The following is a 3,055-nucleotide window of genomic DNA, read 5'->3' as shown; positions in this document are numbered from 1 at the left end:
CCTGATCTCCTCGATGTCGATCACCGATGAGCGCAAGCAAGCGGTGGACTTCACCGCACCGTACTACTCCAACAAACTGCAGTTCATTGCCAAAAAAGACGTCGACTTCAAGACCGACAAGGCTTCGCTGCAAGGCAAGGTGATCGGGGCCCAACGCGCGACCCTGGCCGGCACCTGGCTGGAAGACAACATGGAAGGCGTCGAAGTCAAACTCTACGACACCCAGGAAAACGCTTACCTGGACCTGACTTCCGGTCGTCTGGACGGCATCCTGGCCGACAAGTACGTCAACTATGAATGGCTGAAAAGCGACGCCGGCCGTCCTTACGAATTCAAGGGTGACCCGGTTGAAGAAAGCGACAAGATCGGTATCGCCGTTCGCAAGAACGACCCGATCCGCGAGAAGCTGAACGCTGCGCTGAAAGAAATCGTTGCTGACGGCACCTACAAGAAGATCAACGACAAGTACTTCCCGTTCAGCATCTATTGATTCTGACCTGCCCGACCGGCGCCGTTCGCTGACGGCGCCAGTCCTTGGCATTGCCTGCCGCGATTTGAAAAGAAATCCATGATTATCGACCTCTACGGATTCGGCCCGGCGCTCGCCGCTGGCGCACTGATGACTGTGAAACTGGCACTCTCGGCCTTGTGCCTGGGGCTGGTGCTCGGTCTGCTCGGCGCCTTGGCCAAGACTTCCCCGTACAAGCCGTTGCAATGGCTTGGCGGCACTTATTCAACGCTGGTTCGCGGCATCCCCGAATTGCTCTGGGTGCTGTTGATCTACTTCGGCACAGTCAACCTGATGCGTGCGCTGGGTGAGTTCTTCGGCAACCCCGAGCTCGAACTCAACGCCTTTGCCGCCGGCGTGATTGCGCTGGGGCTGTGTTTCGGCGCCTATGCCACGGAAGTGTTTCGCGGGGCGATTCTGGCGATTCCCAAAGGTCACCGTGAAGCCGGTGTGGCCCTGGGCCTGTCGAAATTCCGCATCTTCACCAAGTTGATCATGCCGCAGATGTGGCGCATCGCCCTGCCGGGCCTGGGCAATCTGTTCATGATTCTGATGAAAGACACTGCGCTGGTATCGGTCATCGGCCTTGAAGAAATCATGCGTCACGCGCAAATCGGCGTGACCGTATCCAAGCAACCGTTCACCTTCTATATGGTGGCTGCCTTCATGTACCTGAGCCTGACCATTCTGGCCATGACCGGCATGCACTTTATGGAACGACGTGCCGCTCGCGGCTTCGCGAGGAGCACCCAATGAATTGGGAAGTCATCATCAAGTGGCTGCCAAAACTGGCTCAGGGCGCGACGCTGACCCTGGAACTGGTGGCCATCGCCGTGATTGCCGGGTTGCTGCTGGCAATTCCGCTGGGCATCGCTCGCTCATCGCGACTCTGGTATGTGCGGGCATTCCCCTACGGCTACATCTTCTTTTTCCGTGGCACGCCGTTGCTGGTTCAGCTGTTCCTGGTCTACTACGGCCTGGCGCAGTTCGATGCGGTGCGTAACAGCTCGATGTGGCCGTACCTGCGCGATCCGTTCTGGTGCGCCACCGCGACCATGACCTTGCACACCGCGGCCTACATCGCCGAGATCCTGCGTGGCGCGATCCAGGCGATTCCACCGGGCGAGATCGAAGCGGCGCGGGCGCTGGGCATGTCCCGGGCCAAGGCGTTGTTCTACATCATGCTGCCACGTGCTGCGCGTATCGGCCTGCCGGCGTACAGCAACGAAGTGATCCTGATGCTCAAGGCCAGTGCCCTGGCCAGTACCGTGACCCTGCTGGAACTGACCGGCATGGCCCGCACCATCATTGCTCGCACCTACCTGCCGGTGGAGATCTTCTTCGCCGCGGGCATGTTCTATCTGCTGATGGCTTACGTGCTGGTGCGCGGCTTCAAGCTGCTGGAGCGCTGGTTGCGCGTCGATGCCTGCCAAGGGCGTTGATGCCTGCGTGCTGACGGGCGAGACCCTGCTCGCCCGCTTCGCTGCGCTGGATGCTTTTCTGATCGAGCATCAGGCGCTGTGGAAGCCCCGACCGTTTACCCATCTGCAACTACCCTGGGAAGCGTCCTACCCGGAACTGGCGTTGTGGCTACGCGGGCGGTCGCTGGAAGATGCGGAAAACAGTCATAACCAGCCTGGCTGGCTCGATGCACCGGAGCCGTTTGCTTCATTGGCGGCGATGTCTCTTGAGCTGAGTGCGGTGGGCGAATTGCCAGCTCGTGCACTCGAAGCGGCGGGCCATCGGTTGAATGTGGATGTGCCGGGGCGCAAGTGGCAGCAGATTGAAGCGTTCGCCGGCTGCTTGCAGTTTGCCCGTGCACCGACGCATTGGCTGGACTGGTGTTCGGGCAAGGGCCATTTGGGGCGACGCCTGCTGCAAACCGGTCAACAACTGACCTGCCTGGAATACGACCCGGCGTTGGTCGCCAGCGGCGAGGCACTCAGCCAGCGCCATCAAATGCATGCGCTGCATGTCGAACAGGATGTACTCGCGCCTGGCGCAGCCTCTTTATTGAATGCCGATCACACGCCCGTAGCGCTGCACGCCTGCGGGGATCTGCATGTGCGGCTGATCCAGCTCGCCAGTGCCGCCGGGTGCAAACAACTGGCTATCGCACCGTGCTGTTACAACCGGATCAGTCTGAACACCTATCGGCCACTTTCCTGTGCGGCCGAGCGCTCCGACCTACACCTTTCCCTCGATGATCTTGCGCTGCCGATGAGCGAAACCGTCACCGCCGGCGCTCGCGTCCGACGCCAGCGCGACACCTCCATGGCCCGGCGCCTGGGGTTCGACCTGCTGCAACGGCAACTTCGCGGTGTCGACGAATACCTGCCCACCCCTTCCCTGCCCAGCGCCTGGCTGGACAAACCCTTCTCCGATTACTGCCGCGATCTGGCCGCACTCAAAGACTTATCCACAGTCGGCACGCCAGATTGGACCGAACTGGAAGCCGCCGGTTGGCAGCGACTGGCCGAAGTGCGCAACCTGGAGCTGCTGCGAGGCCTTTTCCGACGGCCTCTGGAGCTGTGGCTGGTACTCGAT

General features: G+C 60.9%; 4 protein-coding genes. All 4 read left to right on the top strand.

All coding sequences use genetic code 11. The features are described 5' to 3' along the window. Positions 1-490, top strand: a 490-nt coding sequence (locus AC1DLB_RS26295) for a transporter substrate-binding domain-containing protein (RefSeq protein WP_477785938.1), incomplete at its 5' end; no start/stop codon positions are given. Between the two features lie 78 nt (positions 491-568). Further along, complete coding sequence (locus tag AC1DLB_RS26290) at positions 569-1,264, top strand: ABC transporter permease (protein WP_019651467.1); 696 nt, start codon at positions 569-571, stop codon at positions 1,262-1,264. Further along, complete coding sequence (locus AC1DLB_RS26285) at positions 1,261-1,950, top strand: ABC transporter permease (RefSeq protein ID WP_007897471.1); 690 nt, start codon at positions 1,261-1,263, stop codon at positions 1,948-1,950. The genes AC1DLB_RS26290 and AC1DLB_RS26285 overlap by 4 nt, the downstream gene beginning before the upstream one ends. Beyond that, on the top strand, positions 1,931-3,055 hold a 1,125-nt coding region (locus AC1DLB_RS26280), incomplete at its 3' end, for a methyltransferase (protein WP_477785937.1). The genes AC1DLB_RS26285 and AC1DLB_RS26280, both read left to right, overlap by 20 nt.

This window comes from Pseudomonas sp. 05N434 (assembly GCF_056396965.1).
This window is presented reverse-complemented; position numbering and strand designations above follow the sequence as displayed.

Bases quoted from the DNA above. Each gene is read 5' to 3' on its own strand.
- AC1DLB_RS26290 (WP_019651467.1), top strand. From the start codon at position 569: ATGATTATCGACCTCTACGGATTCGGCCCGGCGCTCGCCGCTGGCGCA.
- AC1DLB_RS26285 (WP_007897471.1), top strand. From the start codon at position 1,261: ATGAATTGGGAAGTCATCATCAAGTGGCTGCCAAAACTGGCTCAGGGC.